Source organism: Streptomyces sp. NPDC104367, from assembly GCF_055583825.1.
The window spans coordinates 525,470-541,941 of sequence record NZ_JBVJND010000001.1; the positions used below are offsets into that span (position 1 = coordinate 525,470).

14 protein-coding genes are annotated in these 16,472 nt (G+C 74.7%); 7 read left to right on the forward strand and 7 right to left on the reverse strand.

The genetic code is table 11. The annotated features are described in order from the left end of the window. Positions 1 to 10: 10 nt before the first annotated feature. The 4 genes from ACZ619_RS02310 to wecB are packed head-to-tail and all read right to left on the reverse strand — an operon-like array spanning position 11 to position 5,769. Positions 11 to 2,197 carry a glycosyltransferase family 4 protein gene (locus ACZ619_RS02310; protein WP_469593089.1) on the reverse strand — a complete coding sequence of 729 codons (2,187 nt, stop codon included), beginning with the start codon at positions 2,195 to 2,197 and terminating at the stop codon, positions 11 to 13. Further along, entirely contained in the window at positions 2,194 to 4,005 is a 1,812-nt protein-coding gene (locus ACZ619_RS02315; protein WP_469593091.1) for a hypothetical protein, read from the reverse strand. Before ACZ619_RS02315 ends, ACZ619_RS02310 begins: the two co-directional genes overlap by 4 nt. After that, complete coding sequence (locus ACZ619_RS02320; protein WP_469593093.1) at positions 4,005 to 4,688, reverse strand: class I SAM-dependent methyltransferase; 684 nt, start codon at positions 4,686 to 4,688, stop codon at positions 4,005 to 4,007. The genes ACZ619_RS02315 and ACZ619_RS02320 overlap by 1 nt, the downstream gene beginning before the upstream one ends. Next, entirely contained in the window at positions 4,681 to 5,769 is a 1,089-nt protein-coding gene (gene wecB, locus ACZ619_RS02325; protein WP_469593095.1) for a non-hydrolyzing UDP-N-acetylglucosamine 2-epimerase, read from the reverse strand. The genes ACZ619_RS02320 and wecB overlap by 8 nt, the downstream gene beginning before the upstream one ends. A 101-nt stretch (positions 5,770 to 5,870) precedes the next feature. Here wecB and ACZ619_RS02330 point away from each other — a divergent pair, with 101 nt between their 5' ends. From ACZ619_RS02330 to ACZ619_RS02340, 3 genes are all read left to right on the forward strand, one after another. Then, positions 5,871 to 7,292, forward strand: a complete 1,422-nt coding sequence (locus ACZ619_RS02330; RefSeq protein ID WP_469593097.1) for a glycosyltransferase family 4 protein — start codon at positions 5,871 to 5,873, stop codon at positions 7,290 to 7,292. Positions 7,293 to 7,370: 78 nt separating this feature from the next. Then, on the forward strand, positions 7,371 to 8,693 hold the full coding sequence (locus ACZ619_RS02335) for a nucleotide sugar dehydrogenase (protein WP_469593099.1): 1,323 nt from the start codon (positions 7,371 to 7,373) through the stop codon (positions 8,691 to 8,693). Positions 8,694 to 8,767: 74 nt separating this feature from the next. After that, a complete protein-coding gene (locus ACZ619_RS02340) occupies positions 8,768 to 9,985 on the forward strand; it encodes a glycosyltransferase (RefSeq protein ID WP_469593101.1) in 1,218 nt (405 codons plus the stop codon). Between the two features lie 28 nt (positions 9,986 to 10,013). Here the strand turns inward: ACZ619_RS02340 and ACZ619_RS02345 are convergent, their stop codons facing one another. Beyond that, positions 10,014 to 10,439: a PPOX class F420-dependent oxidoreductase gene (locus ACZ619_RS02345; protein ID WP_469593103.1), complete on the reverse strand. Its 426-nt coding sequence runs from the start codon at positions 10,437 to 10,439 to the stop codon at positions 10,014 to 10,016. A 95-nt stretch (positions 10,440 to 10,534) separates the two neighbouring features. Between ACZ619_RS02345 and ACZ619_RS02350 the strand changes: the two genes are divergently transcribed. From ACZ619_RS02350 to ACZ619_RS02360, 3 genes are read left to right on the forward strand one after another with little or no spacing between them, the layout of a single operon-like run. Next, a complete protein-coding gene (locus tag ACZ619_RS02350) occupies positions 10,535 to 11,116 on the forward strand; it encodes a TetR/AcrR family transcriptional regulator (RefSeq protein WP_469593105.1) in 582 nt (193 codons plus the stop codon). Further along, positions 11,113 to 12,453 carry an MFS transporter gene (locus ACZ619_RS02355; protein ID WP_469593107.1) on the forward strand — a complete coding sequence of 447 codons (1,341 nt, stop codon included), beginning with the start codon at positions 11,113 to 11,115 and terminating at the stop codon, positions 12,451 to 12,453. The genes ACZ619_RS02350 and ACZ619_RS02355 overlap by 4 nt, the downstream gene beginning before the upstream one ends. Before the next feature lie 47 nt (positions 12,454 to 12,500). Further along, a complete protein-coding gene (locus ACZ619_RS02360; RefSeq protein ID WP_469593109.1) occupies positions 12,501 to 13,724 on the forward strand; it encodes a serine hydrolase domain-containing protein in 1,224 nt (407 codons plus the stop codon). Positions 13,725 to 13,731: 7 nt separating this feature from the next. Here the strand turns inward: ACZ619_RS02360 and ACZ619_RS02365 are convergent, their stop codons facing one another. Both ACZ619_RS02365 and ribA read right to left on the reverse strand, forming a co-directional pair. Continuing rightward, positions 13,732 to 14,877: an NAD(P)/FAD-dependent oxidoreductase gene (locus ACZ619_RS02365; protein WP_469593111.1), complete on the reverse strand. Its 1,146-nt coding sequence runs from the start codon at positions 14,875 to 14,877 to the stop codon at positions 13,732 to 13,734. A gap of 75 nt (positions 14,878 to 14,952) precedes the next feature. After that, entirely contained in the window at positions 14,953 to 15,612 is a 660-nt protein-coding gene (gene ribA / locus ACZ619_RS02370; protein ID WP_469593113.1) for a GTP cyclohydrolase II, read from the reverse strand. A 38-nt stretch (positions 15,613 to 15,650) separates the two neighbouring features. Between ribA and ACZ619_RS02375 the strand changes: the two genes are divergently transcribed. Next, on the forward strand, positions 15,651 to 16,409 hold the full coding sequence (locus ACZ619_RS02375) for a creatininase family protein (protein WP_469593115.1): 759 nt from the start codon (positions 15,651 to 15,653) through the stop codon (positions 16,407 to 16,409). Positions 16,410 to 16,472: the final 63 nt, after the last annotated feature.

The window sequence follows — 16,472 nt, forward strand, 5'->3', positions numbered from 1 at the left end:
ACCCCGCGCATCAGCCGGAGACCAGCAGTTCCGTCCAGTCCTTCGCCACCCGGTCCAGCGAGAACCCCTCCCGCACCTGGCCGCGGGCGGCCTCCCCGGCGGCCCGCCACTCCTCCTGCCCGGCGAGCCCCGCGATCGCCTCGGCCATCGCCTCCGGGGTGTCGTGGATCCAGCGCCGGTCGTAGATCTCGTCCGCGCCCGGCCACGGCAGCAGCGCGGGCACGGCGCCGGAGGCCATGCCCTCGGCCGGGGAGAGGTGGAAGCTCTCGTCGTCGCTGGTGGAGAGCACATGGCCGACCCGGCGCAGCCAGCTCGGCACGTCGGGGCCGAACCGGTCGAAGACGACGGCCCCTTCGAGGAGCGGCGAGGTCTGCATCCGGCGCAGGACGTCGTCGTAGTGGGCGCGTTCCCCGGGCTTGTTCCAGATCCACCAGTACTCCCACGGCGGCTTGGACTTGACCGAGAGGTGCCAGCGGCGGTCGCGGGCGCGCAGCGCTTCGAGGACGTCGAGGCCGAGGTCGAGGCGTTTGCGGCTGGGCGCGATGCCGATCATGCCGAGGCGGTACCGGGCGCCTGGGGCCTTGGGCCGGTCGAGCTGGTCGACGTCGACCCAGTTGCCGATGGTGGTGATCTTCGCGGCGGGCCAGCCGGTGCGTTCCCGGGTGCTGCGGGCGTAGTACGGGCTGACGCACACCACCCGGTCGACGGCGTCGATGTCGACCTGCCGGGGATAGCCCGCGTCGAGTTCGAAGCGGTGCAGCCGCACCACGAGCCGGCTGCCGCGCCGCTTGTGGCGGCTGTACCAGATCGCGGCGGGCCCGCACCACTCGACGACCACGACGTCGGCCCAGTCGGCGAGTTCACGGCTGGCCGCCGGGTCGTGCCGGGCGAGCGCCGGCCAGGCGTCGACGCGGACCTCCAGGCCGGGCAGCGCGCGGAAGTGGTCGAGCAGGCGGGTGAGGAACTTCAGGTCGTGGCCCGCGACACCGATCCGCAGCGGGCGGGGGCGCGAGGCGACGGCGGCGGGCGCGGCCGGGAAGGCGCGGTCGAGATGGGCGCGCCAGCGGGTGGCGGCGGCCTCCATGGTGTACTCCCGGGCGGCCGCCGCGCACCGGTCGGCGGCGAGCTGCCGGGCCCCCGGGTCGCACGCGGCCACGCGGACGGCGTCGGCCGCGTCGCCGAGACTCGCGCCGCCCGCCACGAACAGCGGGTAGTCGGCGCCGAGGAGCGCCTCGTGGGCCGGGGTGCGGTTGAGCACGACCGGCAGGCCGAGGGAGCCGAACTCCAGCACCTTGGTGGAGAGTTCGAGGCTGGCGTCGAGGGCGGGGTCGCGCCAGCCGAGGCCGAGGTCGCAGTCGGCGGCGATGCGCATGGCCTCCTCGCGCGGCACCCCGCCGTGGTGGACGACCTCGGGGGTGGTGCGCAGCGCCTCGGCCATGGCGGTGTCGAAGCCGGGGTGCGCGGGATCCTTGTGGATCTTGTCGCCGACGGTGTGGAGTTCGGTCCTGACGCCGCGTTCGGCGAGCAGCGCGGGCAGCCGGGTCATCGGCAGGGTGTTCCAGCGGGGTGCGAACTTGCCGGTGTAGACGAGGCGCAGCGGGTCGTGCGGGCCGGTGCGCGGCGGGAGCGGGGGGCCGGGTTCGGGCACCGCGGGCGGGCCGAGCACGGACCGGCCGCAGGCCTCCGGCACCCAGGCCTCCAGGAAGCAGCGCAACTCCTCGGTCTGGCACAGGAGTTGCCGGGAGGCGGTGGCGATGCGGGCGAGTTCGGCGCGGGCCTCCTCGGTCATCTCGGCCGGGGACTGCGGGATGTCGGTGAGGTAGGCCCAGATCCGGCCGTCGAAGGCGCCGTCGGCGACCACCTGCCGGACCAGCCGGCGGCCGCGCAGGACCAGCAGGTCGCACGGCTCCTCCGCGTCGAGGCGGGCGAGCAGCCGCGAGGCCTGGACGGGCGAGAGCGGGTGCGCGCCCTGCCCGGGGACGAGGTGCTCCTCGTAGGGCCGTACCACGGTGACGCCGGGGAGTCCGGCCAGCGGGTCGGTCAGCCGGCCGGTCTCCACCGGGGCCTTGAGGACGAGCCGGGTGCGGCAGCCCGCGCGGGACAGCGCCTGCACGGTCGACTGGGCCCAGACCGCGGAACCGTCGATCAGGTTGAGGTCGACGTCGCCGTAGACGAGCGCCCTCGGGGCGCGGGTCATGACGGCTCCTTTCCGCGTACGGCGAACAGCCGGTGTCCCGCGCGCGACCAGGAGTCCGGCGGGGTGCCGGAGTCGAGCAGCGAGCGCCGGACGAGCAGCGGCCGCAGGGCCGGTACGAAGGCGTAGTCGTCGGCGGCGGGCGTGTGGCCCACCGCGTCCGCGCCCGAGAACTCCTGGGCGCAGAGCAGGTCGAGCAGCAGGGTGTCGGGGCGGTCCTCGGTGAGGTCCGTCCAGTCGGCGATCCAGGGCGCGGTGGCCGGTCCGGTGTGCACGGCGACCGAGGCCGCGGTGAGTTCGGCGAGGTCGAGGCCGGCCGGGTCGGCGACGACCACCTCGGCCGGGCGGTGCAGCTGGCCGAGGGTCTGGGCGACGAGCCGGGCCACGTCGGTCGCGTCCCGGGGCGCGGCCAGCACGGCGACCCGGCGTTCGGCCAACGGGTCGGGGGCGCCGACGAGTTCGGCGAGGCGGGCCAGCCGTACCCGGGTGCTGTCCTGCTGGAAGGCGTCCCGGAGGCGGTCCCGGCCGTCGGTGACGGGGTCGAGCCGGGCGAGCCGTACCCCCGTGTCGCCGTCGAGGACGGCGTCCCAGGGGAGCAGGCCCAGGCCGGGCGCGCCGTTCGCCGGACCGTCCCGCCACAGCACCGCCGTACGGCCCGACGCGCGGGCCTGGCCGACCAGTTCGGCCAGGGCGCGGTCCAGGTCGGGGGCGTGTCCGGTGCCGGTGAGCGTCCAGGGTCCGGCCTCGGCCGTGCAGGCGCCGAGCTGGACGAGGAGGACGTCCGGGTCGGTGCGCTCGACCAGCAGCCGTCCGTCGTGCGGCAGCACCCGGCTGACCACGGCGTCCGCCGCGAAGTCGGCCGCGGTGCGGTCGGTGAGCACGCCCGCGATCACCAGCCGGTCCCGGGGCGCCGTGGACAGGGCGCGGTGGGCGAGGTGGAAGCGGTCCCCGGCCCCGGTGCCCGGCTCCGGGGCGGCGGGGGCCCCGGCGCCTGCCGGGCTGGGCCGGCCCTTGCGCCGGCGCCACAGCCCGTACAGCTCGCCCGGCAGCCGGACCGCGCCGCGCCTGGGCGAGCGGGCCGCCGACACCAGGGCCCGGCCCACCCGCAGCGAGGTGGAGCCCTCCAGGCCGGTCACCCGTGACTCCAGCACGGCGACCCGTTCCCGGGCGCCGCGCAGGGCGGCCGTGAGCCGGTCCTTGTCGCGCACCGCGGCGGCGAGGCGTTCGGCGAGGCCGTCCTCGCGGGCGCCCTCCAGGGCGCGGGCGCTCTCCTCGGCGGCGCGTTCCAGGTCGAGCAGGCGGGCGCGCTGGGAGCGGGAGACGAAGTCGGCGAGGACGTACTCGTCGGCGATCCTGAGGGCGGTGGCGAAGCCGTCGGCCGGCAGCGGGCGGCCGAACCAGTCGTGCGGCGGCAGGAGTTCCTCGGTGCACGCGAAGACCGCGCCGGAGTGCAGGTGCGCGTAGCCGAGCGAGGCGGCGCGCAGCACCTGGCAGCGGTGGGCCACCAGGGCGTCGAGCAGGCGGTGGTAGGGCAGTTCGGTGCCGGGGTGGCCGAAGACGATCAGGCCGCGGCCGCCGGGGCGCATCCGTTCCAGCACGGCGAGGCAGTCCGCCTCGTCGCCGTGCAGCGCGGGGTCGGGGCCGTAGGAGAGGAGCACCAGTTCGCCCTCGCCGACGGGCTGTCCGTGGCGTCGCAGGGTGACACCGGGCGGGAGGTGCAGATAGGGGTCCAGCCGCAGTCCGCCGCTCGTCGCGTCCACGACGGAGGTCACGTCGTCCAGGTGCGGGTGGAGCAGATCGGTCAGGCGCATCAGCGGGTCCTCGTGAAGACGTGGAAGCCGACCCGGTTCTCGCGGAAGCCGTAGGGCCGGAAGAGGGTGTGGCTCAGGCCCAGGGGCTCCAGCACCCCGCGGTAGGCGGCCGCCGGGCGGTGCAGGATGTAGTCGCCGCGCGGGACGGGTTCGTCGGTGTCCTCGTCGGTGACGATGAGCCGGCCGGTGGCCCGGACCAGGGAGGCCAGGTTGCGCAGGCCGGCCGCCCACTCCTCGTCGTCCATGACGTGGAAGAGGACGTCGACGCAGAGCACCACGTCGTAGAGCCAGGGGCTGCGCCACTCGTCGAGGGCGGAGCGGGTGCAGCGGGGGCCGCCGCCCTCGGCCGTGGCGTGGGCGACGGCCTCCTCGCTGGCGTCGAAGGCGTCGACGCGGTGGCCGCAGCGGGCCAGGGAGCGGGCGAAGTGCCCCTTGCCGCAGCCCGCGTCGAGCACGAACAGCGGGGCGGCCGGGCTGGACAGGTCGCCGATCAGGGTGAGGAGCTGGCCGAGCCGTACCGCGTAGAAGATCTCGTTGCCGGGCCGGTCCAGGCCGATGTGCCCGCCGGAGGCGAGGTCGTCGCGGTCGCGGTGCCGGGCGTCCCAGTAGGTGCGGGCCGCCGCGGAGGTGTCCGGGGGGCCGGGCGCGCGGGCGGGCTGCCGGGTGCCGACGGCGTCAGTCATGGCGCTCCAGCCACTCGGTGAGCACACGGGCGATGCGGGGGCCCGCCTTGCCGTCCCACAGCGGCGGGCCCTCGGGGTCGGCGGCCGGCGGCCCGTCGAGGACCTTGCGCAGGGCGGGCACGAGTTCGCCGTGCCGCACCAGGCGGTTGGTGCCGTGGGTGACGGTGACCGGGCGCTCGGTCGTGGTGCGCAGGGTCAGACAGGGGACGCCGAGCACGGTGGTCTCCTCCTGGACGCCGCCGGAGTCGGTGATCACGGCGGCGGCCCCGCGGACCAGGCCCATGAACTCGACGTAGCCGAGCGGTTCGAGCAGGTGGATGCCGGGGGCGTCGGCGAGCCCGGCCCCCCGCAGCGCCGCGCGGCCGCGCGGGTGCAGGGGGACGGCGAGGTCGAGGTGGGTCGCGGCCTCGGTGAGCGCGCGGGCCGCCGCGGCGGCGGCCTCCGGGTCGTCGACGTTGGCCGGGCGGTGCAGGGTGACCACGCCGTAGCGCTCGGGCAGCGCGTGGGCGGCGCGGGCGGCGGCCGGGTCGAAATGGTCCAGATGGGTGAGGAGGGTGTCGATCATCGGGTTGCCGACGAAGTGCGCCCGGGCCGGGTCCACGCCCTCGCGGGCGAGGTGTCCGACGGCTTCCGGGCTGGTGACGAAGTGCAGCTCGGCCAGCTGGTCGACCAGGCGCCGGTTGACCTCCTCCGGCATCGCCGTGTCGAAGCTGCGCAGCCCGGCCTCGACATGGGCCACCGGGATGCCGAGCTTGGCGGCGGCCAGGGCCGCGGCCAGGGTGGAGTTCACGTCGCCGTAGACGACCACCAGGGCGGGGGCGCGGGCGAGCAGTTCGGCCTCCAGGGCCACCAGGAGCTCGGCGGTCTGCCCGGCGTGGGTGCCGGAGCCGACGCCGAGGTCGGTGTCCGGGGCGGGCAGGCCCAGCTCCCGGAAGAAGACGTGCGACATCCGTTCGTCGTAGTGCTGACCCGTGTGCACCAGGACCTGGTCGTGCCCGCCCGCGCGCAGCGCGGCGACCACGGGCGCGGCCTTCACGAAGTTCGGCCTGGTCCCGACGACATGCAGTACACGGCCGTCCATGTCGTACGTTCTCCGCTCTGTCGGCCTACCTTGGCGACATGGCCCGACGTCCGCTCCCCCGCCTGCCGCGCCGTGTCTCCCGGGTTCCCCGTGCACTCAGCTTGGCCGCATCCGCCGCCTGGGGCGAGTTGCGGCACGACCCGGCCCGGGCCGCGCTGCTCGGCGTACGGCTGCTGCCGGAGCGGGTGCGGCAGGGGCTGGAGCCGGTGCGCGGGCGGCTCGCCGCCCGGGCCCGTACGGACGGTCCGGCCGCGGTCCCGTCCGCCGCCCGGGTGGCGGCGCCCGCCGGGCGGCCGGTGCGGCCGGTGCCGGGCCGGGTGCTGCATCTGGTCACCAACGGGCTGCCGTTCAGGCACGCCGGCTACACCGTGCGCACCCAGGCGCTGGCCGAGGCCCAGCGGGCGGCCGGGCTCGATCCGCACGTGGTGACCCGGATCGGGTTCCCCGTGGCGCAGGGGGTGCTGGACGCCCGCCCGTCGCAGACCGTGAACGGGGTTCCGCAGCACCGGCTGCTGCCGCCGGTGCTGCCGTACGGGCAGGGCGCGCTCCTCGCCCGCAACGCGGAGCTGGCCGGGCGGCTGGTCGAGCGGCTGCGGCCGGCCGTGCTGCACGCGGCCACCGACCACGGCAACGGGCGGGTGGCGCTGGCCCTGCGCGAGACCTACGGGCTGCCCGTGGTCTACGAGGTGCGGGGCTTCCTGGAGGAGACCTGGCTGACCCAGGCGCCCGGCCGCGGCCCGGACGACGAGACGTACCGGGCCCGGCGCGCCCTGGAGACGTACTGCATGCGCCGGGCCGACCTGGTGCTGACGCTGGGCGCGGCGATGAAGGCCGAGATCGTGGGCCGGGGGGTGCCCGAGGAGCGGGTCCTGATCGTGCCGAACGCGGTCGACGAGGCCTTCCTCGCCGCGCCGCCCGACGGCGCCCGGCTGCGGGCCCGGCTGGGCATCGCGGCGGACGACTACGTGGTGGGCACCGTCAGCAGCCTTACTCCACACGAGGGAATCGGCACATTGCTCCGTGCGGGTGCCGAGCTGCGCCGCCGGGGTGTCCCGCTGCGGCTGCTGATCGTGGGCGAGGGACCCGAGCGCGCGGCGCTCCAGGCGCTGGCCGGACGGCTCGGTCTCGGCGACGGCACCGCGCTGTTCACCGGCCGGGTGCCGCACGAACAGGTCCGTGCCCACCACGCCGTTCTGGATGTCTTCGCGGTGCCGCGCACCGACGCGCGGGTCTGCCGTCTGGTCACCCCGCTCAAGCCGGTGGAGGCGATGGCGAGCGGTCTGCCGGTGGCCGCGAGTGATCTCACGGCCCTGCGGGAGCTGGTGCAGGACGGGGTGAACGGACGGCTGATCCAGCCCGGATCACCACATGCTTGGGCAGAAGCTCTCGAAGTATTGCTTTACAGTCGAGAACGGCGGCACGAATGGGGAGCGTCCGCCCACGCGCTGGTGGCGCGTGAACGCACCTGGAAAAGGGTCGCTGCCACGACCCGAGAGGCGTATCGCGCTCTTGGATGTGTCTGAGACCCCGCGCCCGGAGCCGGCACCGTCCGGGCCCTTCGGATCCACACGGCGTTCTGCCGTCGAGGGCGGAGTATCCCTATGCAGGTCGAAAAGGCCGTACCGCTCGGGGAATCGAGCCAATCGCTCGGGGACGAGGAACAGGCCGACGGCTTCGAACTGGCCGTCATCGGGCTCGGTTACGTCGGACTGCCGCTCGCGCGGGAGGCCTCGGCGGTCGGGCTGCGCGTGGCGGGGCTGGACCTCGACCCGCGGATCGTGGAGGGCCTCAACGCGGGCCACTCCCACGTCGACGACGTGTCCGACGACGATGTCGCCCGGATGCGGGAGGCCGGGTTCACCGCGTACACGGACGACGCCTGTCTGGCCCGCGCGCAGACGGTCGTGATCTGTGTGCCGACCCCGCTCGGCGAGGACGGCGGCCCGGACCTGGGCGCGGTGACCTCCGCCGTCCGGGCGGTGGCGGGCCGGCTGCGGCGCGGGCACCTGGTCGTCCTGGAGTCGACGACCTACCCGGGCACCACCGAGGAGGTGGTGCGACCGCTCCTGGAGGAGTCCGGGCTGCGGGCCGGGACGGACTTCGCGCTGGCCTTCTCACCGGAACGCATCGACCCGGGCAACACCACGCACGGGCTGCGCGAGACCCCGAAGGTGGTGGGCGGCTGCACACCGGCGTGCGCGGCGCGCGCGGCCGCCTTCTACGGCAAGCTCGTCGACACCGTCGTCCAGGCCAAGGGCACCCGCGAGGCCGAGATGGCGAAGCTGCTGGAGAACACCTACCGGCACGTCAACATCGCCCTGGTCAACGAACTGGCCATCCTGTGCCGCGAGTTGCAGGTGGACGTGTGGGACGCGATCCGCTGCGCCGGCACCAAGCCGTTCGGCTTCCAGCCGTTCCGGCCGAGCGCCGGGGTGGGCGGGCACTGCATCCCGATCGACCCCAACTACCTTTCTTACAAGGTGCGTTCGATCGGCTACGAGTTCCGGTTCGTGGAACTGGCCCGGGAGATCAACGCACATATGCCGGAGTACGTGGTCCGGCGCGCCCAGGACCTGCTCAACCACGAGGGCCGCGCCCTGCACGGTTCGCGGGTGCTGATCCTCGGCGTCACCTACAAGCCCGACGTCGCCGACCAGCGGGAGGCGGCCGCGGTGCCGGTGGCCCGGCTGCTGCGGGACCGGGAGGCCGAGATCGCCTTCCACGACCCGCTGGTGAACGCCTGGTTCGTGGACGGGGAGGCCGTGCCCCGGGTCACCGACGTGATGGCCGCCGTGCGCTCGCACGACCTGACGATCCTGCTCCAGGACCACTCGGCGTACGACCTGCCCGCCCTCGGTGACGAGGCCCGGCTGCTCTTCGACACCCGGGGGCGGATCTTCCGGCCCGGCGTCGAGGTGCTGTAGCCGACCCGCGTGGCAACTCCCCTCCCGCCGGACGGAGTCGAAGGCTCCGTCCGGCGGGGTCGAAAGGCGCTCAGATGCGGATACTCGTCGTCACCGTCGTCCACCACCCCGAGGACGCGCGCATCCTGCACCGGCAGATCGGCGCGCTGCGGGACCGGGGCCATCGCGTCGTGTACGCGGCGCCGTTCTCGGCCCGTGAGGTGCGGCCCCGCCCGGACCTCGAAGGCATCGACCTGCCCAGGGCCGCGGGCCGGGACCGCCGGACGGCGGTGGGCGCGGCCCGCGCCCTGCTGGCCCGGCGCGGCCACGAGGCGGACCTGGTCCTGCTGCACGACCCCGAGCTGCTGCTGGCGCTGCCCGGCACGTTGCGCCGCTGGCGGCGGTCCGGGACCGGGCCGGTGGTGGTGTGGGACGTGCACGAGGACACCGCGGCGGCCCTGGCCATGAAGCGCTGGGTGCCCAGGGTGCTCAGGCCGCCGCTGCGGTTCGGCGTACGGGCGGCCGAGCGGCTGGCGGAACGCCATCTGCGGCTGCTGCTGGCCGAGGACTCCTACCAGGAGCGCTTCCGCCACGCCCACCCCGTGGTCCCGAACTTCACGACCGCGCCGGTCCGGGCGCCCGAACCGCCGGGCGCCGAACGGGTCGTCTACGTCGGCCATCTGTCCCGGGCGCGCGGCGCGCTGGACCTGATCGAGACGGCCCGGCACCTGGCACCCGGGCTGCGGATCGAGGTGGCCGGCGCGGCGGACCCGGACGTGCGGGAGGCGCTGGCGGCGGCCGACCGGGACGGTGTGCTGCGCTGGCACGGCTTCCTGCCCAACGACCGCGCCCTGGCCCTGCTCTCCGGCGCCCTGGCCGGTCTCTCCCTCCTCCACGACCAGCCCAACTACCGCCGTTCGCGGCCCACCAAGGTCGTCGAGTACATGGCGCACGGCGTCCCCGTCGTCACCACGCCCACCCCGCTGGCCGCCGACATGGTCGAGCGGCACGGCTGCGGTCTCGTCGTCCCGTACGAGGACCCGCGCGCCGCGGCGGCGGCGATACGGCGGCTGAGCACGGACGCGATCCTGCGTCACACCGCGGCCCAGCGCGGCCGCGAGGCCGCCCTCACCCACTTCAACTGGCCGGACAGGGCAGACGAGTTCACCGGCGCGCTGGAGACCTGGGTACGGGAGGCGGCGGCCGGGGCCGGGCGCGCGGAGGAGGCGGCCCGTACCCGGCGGCCGCGCCGCCGCCCGGCGACCGGGGGCCCCTCACGCGGCCCCCGGCCCCGCCCCGGACGGGTCGGCTGACCCCCGCGCCCCGCGCGGGCACCCGCCGTCAGGCGCGCGGGATGCCGTACGCCCGTGCCACGCGCAGCCGCAGCACCAGCCGGCGGTCGCGGACCATCGCGGCGCGGTAGTCGTCCCAGTCCGGGTGCTCGCCGCGGACGTCGCGGTACAGGCGGATCAGTTCCTCGACGGTCTCGTCGTGCGGGTCCCGGGCGACCGGGGAGAGTTCGGCGGTGCCCTCGGCGACCGTGTAGGCCCAGCGGTCGGGGCTGGTGACGTGGTAGGAGGCGCGGGGGTCGCGGCGCAGGTTGCGGGTCTTGGCGCGGTCCTCGGTGATCGAGACGCGCACGGTCCGTTCGTCGGGGCAGTAGGCGTGGTTGACGTTGGACAGCTGGGGGCGGCCGTCGCTCCGGAGAGTGACCAGCACCCCGTCGTGGCCTTCGGCGAGCAGCTTCAGAAGAGCGTCCTGGGTCATGACGGGTTCAACCCCGCCGTGGCCGTCCGCCATTCCCCGCGCAGTAGCTCTCCGTGCGGTAGACACTGTCTACTGCCGCCTGGTAGACAGTGTCCATGACAGAGTCCGACACGGGCCTGCGGGAGCGGCTGGTCGACGTCGGCGTGCGCCTGGTCGCCGCCGAGGGCGCCCAGGCGCTGACCCTGCGGGAGATCGCCCGCCGCGCGGGCGTCTCGCACGGGGCGCCCCGCCGCCACTTCCCCACCCACCTGGAACTGCTCTCGGCCATCGCCCGCCGGGGCTTCACCGAGCTGGCCGCGCGGGCCGGGGCCGCGCCCGGCGCCGGTACGGCGGGACCGCGCGCACAGGTCGCGGAACTGGCCCGGGTGTACCTGGAGTTCGCGCGGGAGAACCCGGGCATGTACGAGCTGATGTTCCGTCACGATCTGCTGGAGAGCGGCCATCTGGGGCTGCGCGAGACCAGCCTGCCACTGTTCGGTCTGCTGGCGGAGCTGGTCGGCCGGGCCCGTCCCGGTGTGGACGCGCGGCTGGTGGCCGGCGCCCTGTGGGCGAACCTGCACGGCATCGCCCAGCTGTGGGCCTGGGGCAGCCTTCAGCTCGCCACCGGACAGGATGGCTTCGGGCCGCTGCTGGACTCGGCACTGGACGCGCACCTCGGGCCGGAGGCCGGCCGGTGAACCGGCGGCTGGCCCTGACGAGCAGTGTCGTGGGCGCCGTGGCCGTCGCGCTGGACGGCACCGTCCTCACCGTCGCGCAGCCCACCCTGCAAAGGGAGTTGCACGCCTCCTTCGCCGAGGTGCAGTGGACCAGCACCGCCTATCTCGTCGCGGTGGCGAGTCTGCTGGTGTTCGCCGGGCGGCTCGGCGACCGGTACGGGCAGCGGCGGATGTTCGGGCTCGGCATGCTCGGCTTCGGCGCCGCCTCCGCCGGCATCGGGTGCGCGCCCGGCATCGGCTGGGTGATCGGACTCCGGGCGGCGCAGGGGGTGTTCGGGGCGCTGCTGCAACCGGCCACGCTCGGCATGCTCCGGGCCGCGTACCCGGCGGACGGACTCGCCCGGCCGCTCGCGGCCCGGACGGCGGCCATCGGACTGGCCGCCGCGGCGGGGCCGTTGCTCGGCGGGGCCCTGGTGACCGCACTGGGCTGGCGGGCGGTGTTCTTCCTGCACGTGCTGCCCACGGCCGCCTTCGGGGTGCTCGCGCTGGCCGGGCGGGAGCGGCCGCCGGCGGTCCGTACGCCGCTGGACGTGCCCGGGGCGGCGCTGCTCGCGGTGGCCCTGGCCGGGCTGGTGCACGGCCTGGCCGCCGGGGCGCCGGTGTCGCTCGCGGCGGCCGTGGTCGCCGGGGCCGCGTTCGCCCGGCACGAACGGCGGACGGCGGGCCCCCTGCTGCCGCCCGCCGTGACCGGCGCCCCGGCGGTCCGGGCGGCCCTCGGCATCCTGGTCGCCGTCTCGGCCACCCTGTCCGGGACCCTGTTCGTCGGCGTGTACGCCCTGCAACGCACCCTCGGCCTCGGCCCCTTCGCAAGCGCCCTGCGCAGTCTGCCGCTGGCGGTGCTGATGGTGGCATCGGCCGCGCTGTGCCCCGTGCTCCTGCGCCGCCTCGGCCCGCGCCGCACGGTCGCGACGGCGGCGGCGCTCCTCGCGCTCGGCGTCCTGCTGCTGACCCGGCCCGCCGTCGACGCGGCCCTGTACGGCGGATTCGGGCTGCTGGGCGCCGGGTTCGGCACGGTGATGGTGGCGGCGACCCAGGTCGTCGTACGGCAGGCGGACGCCGGGACCGCCGGGGTGGCGGGCGGGCTCCAGCAGACCGCGCTCAACGTGGGGCCGACGCTCGGGGTGGCCGCGGCCGGGGCGCTGCTGGGCTCGGGGACGGTGGATCCTCTGCCGGTGCTGGCTCTGCCGGCGCTGCTCGGGGTGGTGGCGGCCCGTCGGCTGCCCGGCGTCCCCCCTATCGCGTCGGTCACACCGCACGCGGATGGGCGGGGCCGTTCCCCTCTTCCTGCGGGACGATGATGTCCGAGGTCGGACCGCACCGCGGCCGACGCGACCGGAGGAGAGCGATGGCACAGCTGCGACAGGAAGTCGATCCCGGTGAGGTCGGGCTGGACGTGAAGGCGCTGGACCGCCTCGACCAGCACTTCGCCCACTACGTCGACGAGGGGCGCCTGCCCGGCTACCTGGTGGCCGTGGCCCGCGGCGGCCGGGTCGCCCACCTCACCACGCAGGGCCACCGCGACCGCGAGGCGGGCCTGCCGGTCGAACCGGACACCATCTGGCGCGTCTACTCCATGACCAAGCCGGTCACCGCGGTCGCGGTGCTGCTGCTGGTGGAGGACGGGCTGCTGTCGCTGGACGATCCGGTCGAGCGCTATCTGCCGGAGTTCGCCGAACCCCGGGTGTACGTGTCGGGTTCGGGCGCCGACATGGTGACCCGTCCCGCCGACGGGCCGATCCGCGTCCGCCATCTGCTCACCCACACCGCCGGGTTGACCTTCGCCTTCTACCACGCGCACCCGGTGGACGCCCGGTACCGGGAGGCGGGCCTGGAGTTCTCGGTGCCTGCGGGCGCGGACCTCGCCGAGACGATGGCCGTGTACGCGCGCATGCCGCTCCAGTTCGAGCCGGGCACCCAGTGGAACTACTCCGTCGGCTTCAACGTGCTCAGCCGCGTCATCGAGGTGGTCTCCGGTCAGGACCTCGACGCGTTCTTCGCCGACCGGATCTTCCGCCCGCTCGGCATGCCGGACGCCGGCCTGCACATCGTCCCCGAACAGGCCGACCGGCTCTCGGAGTTGTACGGCGAGACGGCCGACGGCGGCATCGAGGCGATCCCCGGGCTGCCGTTGCGCGGCCGCCCCCGCATGCTCTCCGGCAGCGGCGGCCTGGCGGCGACCGCGTACGACTACCACCGGTTCATGGAGATGCTGCGCCGGGACGGCGAACTGGACGGCGTCCGGCTGCTGTCCCCCGCCTCGATCGGCCTGCTCTCGCGCAACAGCCTCCCCGGCGGCACCGACCTGCGCGCCTTCGGCGCCCCCGCCCACCAGGAGCCCGGCAACGACGGCCTCGGCTTCGGCCTGGGCGTCTCCGTGGTGATCGACCCCGCCCGCACCCTCTCCCCGAGCAGCCTGGGCGCCTACGGCTGGACCGGCGCGGCCACCACCGCGTTCTGGGTCGACCCCGCCCACGACCTGACCGTGCAGTTCCACACCCAGGTACGGCCGAAGACCCTGAAGATCTTCCCGGAGCTGCGCCGCATGGTCCACGAGGCCGTCCTGGACTGAGGCCCGGTCAGACCAGATTGGCCTCCGGACGAGGTGCGTCGGCCGCGAACCGGCCGGCGCCCAGGGGGCCGACGTCCACGAAGGGCGCCCGGCCCAGATAGAGGTCGCGGATCACCTCGCCGACGGCCGGGCCCTGAAGGAAGCCGTGGCCGGAGAACCCGGTGGCGTACAGGAACCGGGAGACCGAGGGCGCCTCGCCGATCAGGGCGTTGTGGTCCGGGGTGTTCTCGTACAGGCCCGCCCAGCCGCCGGTGCGGCGCAGGTCGAGCAGGGCCGGCGCCCGGCGCTGCATCGCGGCGCACAGACGCGGGATCCAGCGGTCGTGCGGGTCGGTGGCGAAGCCCGGCCGCTCGTCGGGGTCGGACATGCCGAGCAGCAGCCCGGGGCCCTCGGCGTGGAAGTAGAGGCTGGTCGTGAAGTCGATGGTCATCGGGAGCGTCGGCGGCAGGCCGGGCACCGGTTCCGTGACCGCGATCTGGCGGCGCAGCGGCCGTACCGGCAGGTCGACGCCGGCCATCGCGCCGACCGCGCGCGACCAGGGACCGGCCGCGCAGACCACGGTGTCGGTGGCGATCGGGCCGAGGGTGGTGTGCACGGCGGTGACACGGGGGCCGTCCAGCTCGATGCCGGTGACCTCGGTGCGGCGCAGCACGCGGGCGCCGTGGGCGCGGGCGGCGGCCGCGTAGCCGTGCACCACGGACTCCGGGGTGCAGTGGCCGTCGTCCGGGGAGTAGGCGGCGGCGAGCAGTCCGTCGGTGGTGATCAGCGGGGAGAGCCGGGCCGCCTCCTTCGGGGTGAGCAGCCGGCTGGGTACCCCGAGGTGGTTCTGGAGCCGGACACCCGCCTCGAAGGAGGCGACCTCCTCGGGCGTGGAGAGGAGGAAGAGGTAGCCGACGCGGCGCAGCCCGATGTCGTACCCGATCTCCTGCCCGAAGCGGGCGAAGGCCTCCAGGCTGCGCGCGCCCAGCTGGATGTTGAGCTCGTCGGAGAACTGGGCGCGCACGCCGCCCGCGGCCTTCGAGGTGGATCCGGCGGCCAGTTCGTCGCGTTCGACGAGGACGACGTCGCGGACGCCCGCGCTCGCGAGATGGTAGGCGATGCTGGTGCCCATCACCCCGCCGCCGACGATCACGACCTGGGCCCGAAGATTCACGCGTGTACCTCCTGTCGGTCTCCCCCGACTGCCGGTCTCCCCCGGTGCTCCTTCCCCGGGAGGCCGCCCGGTACCTCAGGACCAGTGCGCCACCGCGTCCAGGTGGGGCAGCACATGGTCGAGGCGCTCGCGCTTGGTGCGCAGGTACGTGATGTTGTTCTCGCACGGCTCGATCAGCAGCGGGACCGTCTCGGCCACCTCGACGCCGTGGCACACCAGGGACTCGCGCTTGCGCGGGTTGTTGGACATCAGGCGCACCGAACGCACCCCGAGGTCGCTGAGGATGCCGGCGGCGACGCCGTAGTCGCGGGCGTCCACCGGCAGGCCCAGGGCCAGGTTCGCCTCGACGGTGTCGAGCCCCTCCGCCTGGAGGGCCATCGCGCGCAGCTTGCCGAGCAGCCCGATGCCGCGGCCCTCGTGGCCGCGCAGGTAGACGACGATCCCGCTGCCCTCGGCGACCACCGCGCGCAGGGCGGCGGCCAGTTGGTCGCCGCACTCGCAGTGCTGGGAGCCGAACGCGTCCCCGGTCAGGCATTCCGAGTGCAGCCGGGTCAGCACCCGCTCGCTGTCGATGTCCCCGTAGACCAGGGCCACTTGTTCGTCACCGCGGTCGTGGTCCAGGTAGCCGACCGCCTGGAATTTCCCGTACACGGTGGGCAGCGGTGCATTCACGACGCGTTCCACGCCCGAACGCCGTGGGGACTTCGTGCCGAGTACGCCGATGTTTTCTGTCATGATCTGATTCCTAAGCAGAGACGAAAGGCCGTGAAAAGATGAGTGGTTCGGGCGCGCGTACGGCGGCATACGGTCTGTTGCCGGCGGACACTACGGAAGAGGTACGGGCCAGGGGGGCGGGCGTTTCAACACAGGTCGCCGTCCTTCCCGTGGGGAGTTTCGAACAGCACGGCCCCTACCTTCCGCTCGCGACGGACACCCTCGTCGCCTGTGCCATCGCCCGGGAGATCGCCGCCGCGTTCCCGGTGCACCTCCTTCCTCCGGTGACGCTCTCCTGCTCGCACGAGCACGCGGCCTGGCCGGGGACCGTCAGCATCTCCTCGGTCACCCTGCACGCGGTGGTGAGGGACATCGCCGACTCGCTGCGCCGCTCGGGCGTCGAGGCACTGGTCGTGGTCAACGGGCACGGCGGCAACTACGTGCTGGGCAACGTCGTGCAGGAGGCCTCGGCGCGGGGCGAGCGGCTGGCGCTGTACCCGGCAGCGGAGGACTGGGCGACGGCGCTGGAGCGGGCCGGGGTGGAGACCTCGGCGCTCACCGACATGCACGCGGGGGAAATCGAGACCTCCATTCTGCTGCACGCTCATCCCGAATTCGTCCGCCCTGGTTACGAGTCCGCCGATTTCACCGCTGACGACCGTCGTCATCTCCTCACCCTGGGAATGTCCGCCTATACCGAATCGGGCGTCATCGGCCGTCCGTCCCTGGGGTCGGCGGAAAAGGGGAAGGAACTCCTGGCCGCCCTGGCGGATTCCTTCGGCGCGGTTTTCGGGCTGCTCTCCTCCGGGCGGGAGTAGCGCAGCCCGGCGTACCAGCGCACGACCAGGACCGCGAGGCCGGGCAGGGCCGCCACGAAGCTG